We start from the raw sequence: 5743 nt of genomic DNA, 5'->3' as shown, positions 1-5743 counted from the left end.
GGGTGGGCCGGGTGGCCGGGAACGGTAGGCGGGCCCGGGTGCGCTCAGGCCTGGGCGAAGCCGGTGATCCGGCGGGACGAGCCACGGCCCGGACGGCCCGCGGCAGGGGGTGCGGCACCGGGCACGGCGGCGGCGACGGCGCGTACCAACCAGGCGTTGACCGAGATGCCCTCGGTGGCCGCGGCCTGCTCGACGGTGTCCTTCAGGGTGTCCGGCAGGCGCAGCGTGATCCGCGCGACGTCGCCGGACGGTTCGGGGGCCACCGCCCCGGGGGCCGCCGGAGCCGGTGCGGCGGGCGGCTCCGGCGGAACCTGGTGCACCACCAGGTCTGCCTCGCGGGCGCGCAGCCGCACCTCGACCGTTGCTCCGTCGAGCTTCGCGGTGATCTCGGCGGTGGCGTCGGCGAGCACCTCCAGCAGGCAGAGCCGGGCCGAGACGTCGAGCGAACCGGCGAGCAGGTCCGCCGCGCGGGCGATCTCGGGTCCACCGGGTGCGGCGGCGGCGCTGAGGTCGCGGCGTAGTGCCGCGAGATAGGGAGCCAGATCCATGACGTCATAGTGACATCAGTCTGACGTCATTGGCAAGTCACACTGACGTCAGAACATGCATCGCCGGGTCGCATCGACGCCGGCAGGGGGTCGTCGTTCCACCAACCGGGCCGACTAGAGTCCGAGGAATGTCGGAGATGGTGGGCCCCCAGGTCAAGGTCATCGCTTGGACGCAGTTCGAGCCGCCGGAGGACGTGCCGTGGTCGACCGACGCGGACGGCGGGCAGGCCCTGGCCGAGTTCGCCGGGCGGGCCTGCTACCAGTCGTGGCGTAAGCCCAACCCGGCCACCGCGACCAACGCCGGGTACCTCGCGCACATCCTCGAGGTCCAGCACCTGTCCGTGCTGGAACACGGGACCGTGACCTTCTACTTCACCGGCGTGTCCCGCTCCTTCACCCACGAGCTGGTCCGGCACCGGCACTTCTCCTACTCCCAGCTCTCCCAGCGGTACGTGCCGGAGCGCGACGCCGCGATGGTCGAGCCCTCGGTGATCGCCGAGGACGCCGAGCTGCACAAGCGGTTCGTCGAGGCGACCGAGGCGAGCCTGCGGGCGTACAACGACCTGCTGGAGGGACTGGAGCGTCGGTTCGCCGACGTGGAGAACCCGACGCTGCGCCGCAAGCAGGCCCGGCAGGCGGCCCGGGCGGTGCTGCCGAACGCCACCGAGACCCGGATCGTGGTCACCGGTAACTACCGCGCCTGGCGGCACTTCGTGACGATGCGGGCCTCCGAGGGCGCCGACGTGGAGATCCGTGAGCTGGCCGTCGAATGCCTGCGTCAGCTTCAGCGCGTCGCCCCGAACGTCTTCGCTGACTTCACCATCAGCAAGCTGCCCGACGGCACCGAGATTGCCACCAGCCCGTACGCCCAGCAGTCCTGACCCTTCCCCGCCGGGCGGGCGGCGCGAGTCCGATAGGTTGTTCGCATGACCCACGACCACCCTGCAGCCACCGATCGGGCGGCACCCCGCCCGTTCGGGCGTCTGCTCACCGCCATGGTGACCCCGTTCACCGCGGACGGCTCGCTCGACCTTGACGGCGCGGCCCGACTCGCGGCATATCTGGTGGACGAGCAGGGCAACGACGCACTGGTAGTGAACGGAACCACCGGCGAATCGCCGACCACCAGCGACGCGGAGAAGGAGCGGCTGGTCCGCGTGGTGGTCGAGGCGGTCGGGGGCCGGGCCCAGGTGGTCGCGGGCGTCGGCACCAACGACACCCGGCACACCATCGAGCTGGCCGGCGCCGCCGAGAAGGCCGGCGCCCACGGGCTGCTGGTAGTCACCCCTTACTACAGCAAGCCGCCCCAGGCCGGCCTGTTCGGGCACTTCACCGCCGTAGCGGACGCCACCGGCCTGCCGGTGATGCTCTACGACATCCCGCACCGCAGCGGGGTGCCGATCGCCACCGAGACGCTGTGCCGGCTCGCCGAGCACGAGCGGATCGTCGCGGCCAAGGACGCCAAGGGCGACCTGACGGCCACCTCCTGGGTGACCAGCCGTACCGACCTGGCCTTCTACTCCGGCGAGGACGCCTTGACCCTTCCCGCCCTCGCGATCGGCTGCGTCGGCCTGGTCGGCACCTCCACCCACCTGACCGGAGCGCTGACCAAGCAGATGATCGAGGCGTACGAACGGGGTGACCAGGTCACGGCACTGGCCCTGCACCGCCAACTACTGCCGTTGTTCACCGGGATCTTCCGGACCCAGGGCACCATCCTGGTCAAGGCGGCGCTGGCCGCGCACGGTCTGCCGGCCGGTCCGGTACGCCCACCGCTGGTGGACGCCACCGAAGCCGAGGTTGCCCAGTTGCGGGCCGACTGTGCCGACGCGGGACTGGAGCTGCCGTCATGACCGGGAGCAGCACCTCGGCCAAGCACCGGAGCGTGCATGACGCCGGCGAGCGAAGCGAGGCGGGGGTCATGAGGGAGCGCAGCGAGCGAATCGGCTGGCTCAGGTGGCAAGCTCATGACGCCGGCGAGCGAAGCGAGGCGGGGGCATGAGCCAGCCGGGTGTGGACCTCGAACCGCCGCCGGAACTGCCCGAGGGCGGGCTCCGGATCATTCCGCTGGGCGGGCTGGGCGCCATCGGGCGCAACATGACCGTCTTCGAGTACGACGGCAAGCTGCTGGTGGTCGACTGTGGGGTGCTCTTCCCCGACGTCGAGCAGCCCGGCGTCGACCTGATCCTGCCGGACTTCGCACCGATCCTCGACCGGCTCGCCGACGTACAGGCGATCGTGCTCACCCACGGGCACGAGGACCACATCGGCGCGGTGCCGTACCTGCTCGCCCACAAGCCGGACATCCCGCTGGTCGGCTCGGAGTTCACCCTCGCGCTGGTCGAGGCGAAGCTGGCCGAGCGGCGGATCGAGCCGTACACGCTGACCGTGCGGGAGGGCGGCCGCGAGCGGCTCGGCCCGTTCGAGTGCGAGTTCTTCGCGGTCAACCACTCGATCCCGGACGCGCTCGCGGTGGCCATCCGCACCCCGGCCGGGCTGGTGCTGCACACCGGTGACTTCAAGATGGACCAGCTTCCGCTGGACGGCCGGATCACCGACCTGGCCGGGTTCGCCCGGCTCGGTGGGGAGGGCGTCGACCTGCTGCTCTCCGACTCGACCAACGCGGAGATCCCCGGTTACGTCACCCCGGAGCGGGAGATCGGGCCGGTACTCGACTCGATCTTCGTCAAGGCGCGCGGGCGGATCATCGTCGCCTCCTTCGCCTCGCACGTGCACCGCGTACAGCAGGTGCTCGACTCGGCCTCCGAGCACGGTCGGAAGGTGACCTTCATCGGCCGGTCGATGGTCCGGAACATGGGCATCGCCCGGGACCTCGGCCTGCTCCGGATCCAGCCGGGCCTGGTCGTCGGCCTGGACGAGGCGACCGCGCTGCCGCCGGACCAGATCGTGCTGATGTCGACCGGGTCGCAGGGCGAGCCGATGAGCGCGCTGGGCCGGATGGCAACCGGCGACCACCGGCACATCACGGTGGCCCCCGGCGACACCGTGGTGCTGGCGAGTTCGCTGGTCCCCGGCAACGAGACCTCGGTCTACCGGGTGATCAACCAGCTCTCCCGGGCCGGTGCGCTCGTGATCCACAAGGACGTGGCCAAGGTGCACGTCTCCGGACACGCCCCGGCCGGCGAACTGCTCTACCTGCTCAACGTGGTCCGGCCGAGCAACCTGCTTCCGGTGCACGGCGAATGGCGGCACCTGCGCGCGCACGCCCGGCTGGGCATCGAGTCCGGGGTTCCCGCCGACGGGGTGGTGCTCTGCGAGGACGGCGACGTCGTCGACCTGGTCGCGGGCCGGGCCAGGGTGGTCGGGCACGTCAAGAGCCGGTACGTCTACGTCGACGGGCTGGCCGTCGGGGACGTCGGCGAATCGCTGCTCACCGAACGCCGGATCCTCGGCGACGGCGGGTTCATCTCGGCGACCGTGGTGGTCGACTCGGTCACCGGCAAGGTGGTCGGCGGCCCCACCATCTCCGCCAAGGGCTTCTCGGACGATCCGGACGCGTTCAACCCGGTGATCCCGTTGATCACCGAGGCGCTCGGCCGGGCCGCCACCGAGGGCATCACCGATCCGCACCAGTTGCAGCAGATCGTCCGCCGTACGGTCGGCCGCTGGGTGAACGACGCGTACCGGCGACGCCCGATGATCGTGCCGACGGTGGTCGAGGTCTGATCGTCCCATCACCCCTGGCCGGCTGATCACCTCTGCCGGCCAGGGGTGATGCCGTGCTCCGCACTGCCCTCGGGCGGCCGGCCGGCAGCGGATCTTCCACCCCGATGCGCCACAGTTGGTACGTAATCGGACGCCCGTCGGTTCAGCCGTACGGTGTGAGATTGTCCATCCCGATCGATTCATCGGTATCCGGCTATCGCCCGTACCTCACCCCGGGCTGCCGATGGTGAAGGAGTCGATCGGATGGATCGCAGTCGCGCGACGCGGAGTCGGCGTGGCACGGTAAGTCGACGAGGTACGACGGGTCGGCGGGGGATAGCGATCGGTGTGGCGGTGGCGACGGTCGCCGGCCTCGCCGCGGTCACCCTGCCGGCGCTCGCCGGGGAGGATCCGCCACGACCGAAGGCGACCGCGCCGGCCGGCCCGGCCCGGGAACTCCTCGACGCGTTGCAGCGGGACCTCTCGTTGACCGAGGCGCAGGCACGGGCCCGGCTGACCAAGGAACAGTGGGCGAGCCGGACCGCGCAGCGACTGCGTACCGAACTCGGTGCCGGCTTCGGCGGCACCTGGCTCGCCGCCGACGCCAGCCAGTTGATGGTGGCGGTGACCGACTCGGCCGGTGCCGAGCGGGTCCGGGCAGCCGGGGCCGAGCCGAAGATGGTGACCCGCAGCGCCCGGCAGCTCGACGCGATCAAGGCGAACCTCGACCGACGCGCCGCCGACGCCACCCCGGATCTCGCCGGCTGGTACGTCGACGTGGCGAACAACCGGATCGTGGTACGCGCCCAGCCCGGTGCCGAGAGCGCGGTGCGGCAGTTCGTCCGGGCCAGCGGTGCGCAGGAGAGTGCGGTCCAGGTGGTCGCCTCGGCGGAGGCCCCGGTGCCGCTGATCGACGTCCGCGGCGGCGACGCGTACCTGATCGACAGCGCCGCCCGGTGCTCGATCGGCTTCTCGGTGGTCGGCGGCTTCGTCACCGCCGGCCACTGTGGACGGCCCGGCAGCACCACCAGCAGCCCGGACGGGGTCGCCCAGGGCGTCTTCCGGGCCTCGTCCTTCCCCGGCGACGACTGGGGCGTGGTGGAGACGAACGACGACTGGGTCCCGCAGCCGGTGGTCAACGACTTCGGCGGCGGTACGTTGGCCGTCGCGGGGGCCCAGGAGGCGCCGGTCGGCACCTCGGTCTGCCGGTTCGGTTCCACCACCGGCGCCCGGTGCGGCGTCGTCGAGGCACTCAACGCCACGGTGAACTACCCCGAGGGTACGGTCACCGGTCTGACCAGGACGAACGCCTGTGCCGAGCCGGGTGACTCCGGCGGGTCCTGGATGTCCGGCGACCAGGCTCAGGGGGTCACCTCGGGCGGCTCCGGTGACTGCACCGTGGGCGGTACGACGTTCTTCCAGCCGTTGACCGAGATCCTCGCCGTCAACGAGCTCACCCTGGTCACCACCGCGACCGGCCCGGCCGAGCCGGCCGACCCGCCGGCGGCGACCGACCCGCCGGCCGCGAC

General features: G+C 71.6%; 5 protein-coding genes. 4 read left to right on the top strand and 1 reads right to left on the bottom strand.

Translation table 11 applies throughout. From position 1 onward, the window contains the following. Positions 1 to 44: 44 nt before the first annotated feature. Positions 45 to 548, bottom strand: a complete 504-nt coding sequence (locus I0C86_RS38600; protein ID WP_196206264.1) for a hypothetical protein — start codon at positions 546 to 548, stop codon at positions 45 to 47. Positions 549 to 685: 137 nt separating this feature from the next. Between I0C86_RS38600 and thyX the strand changes: the two genes are divergently transcribed. From thyX to I0C86_RS38580, 4 genes are all read left to right on the top strand, one after another. Beyond that, positions 686 to 1429 carry an FAD-dependent thymidylate synthase gene (gene thyX, locus I0C86_RS38595; protein WP_196206265.1) on the top strand — a complete coding sequence of 248 codons (744 nt, stop codon included), beginning with the start codon at positions 686 to 688 and terminating at the stop codon, positions 1427 to 1429. 45 nt (positions 1430 to 1474) lie between these two features. After that, on the top strand, positions 1475 to 2401 hold the full coding sequence (gene dapA, locus I0C86_RS38590; protein WP_196206263.1) for a 4-hydroxy-tetrahydrodipicolinate synthase: 927 nt from the start codon (positions 1475 to 1477) through the stop codon (positions 2399 to 2401). Positions 2402 to 2546: 145 nt separating this feature from the next. Next, positions 2547 to 4235, top strand: a complete 1689-nt coding sequence (locus I0C86_RS38585) for a ribonuclease J (protein ID WP_196206262.1) — start codon at positions 2547 to 2549, stop codon at positions 4233 to 4235. Positions 4236 to 4568: 333 nt separating this feature from the next. Beyond that, positions 4569 to 5743: S1 family peptidase (locus tag I0C86_RS38580; RefSeq protein WP_323374120.1), on the top strand; the 1175-nt coding region annotated here is incomplete at its 3' end.

Source organism: Plantactinospora alkalitolerans, assembly GCF_015690345.1.
Lineage (GTDB): Bacteria > Actinomycetota > Actinomycetes > Mycobacteriales > Micromonosporaceae > Plantactinospora > Plantactinospora alkalitolerans.
The sequence above is the reverse complement of the archived record's forward strand: the minus strand, read 5'-3'. Positions and strand labels throughout refer to the sequence as shown.

What these genes read in the sequence shown, in the direction of transcription:
- I0C86_RS38585 (WP_196206262.1), top strand. Translation starts at nt 2,547, where the DNA reads ATGAGCCAGCCGGGTGTGGACCTCGAACCGCCGCCGGAACTGCCCGAG.
- I0C86_RS38600 (WP_196206264.1), bottom strand. Translation starts at nt 548, where the DNA reads ATGGATCTGGCTCCCTATCTCGCGGCACTACGCCGCGACCTCAGCGCC.
- dapA (WP_196206263.1), top strand. Translation starts at nt 1,475, where the DNA reads ATGACCCACGACCACCCTGCAGCCACCGATCGGGCGGCACCCCGCCCG.
- thyX (WP_196206265.1), top strand. Translation starts at nt 686, where the DNA reads ATGGTGGGCCCCCAGGTCAAGGTCATCGCTTGGACGCAGTTCGAGCCG.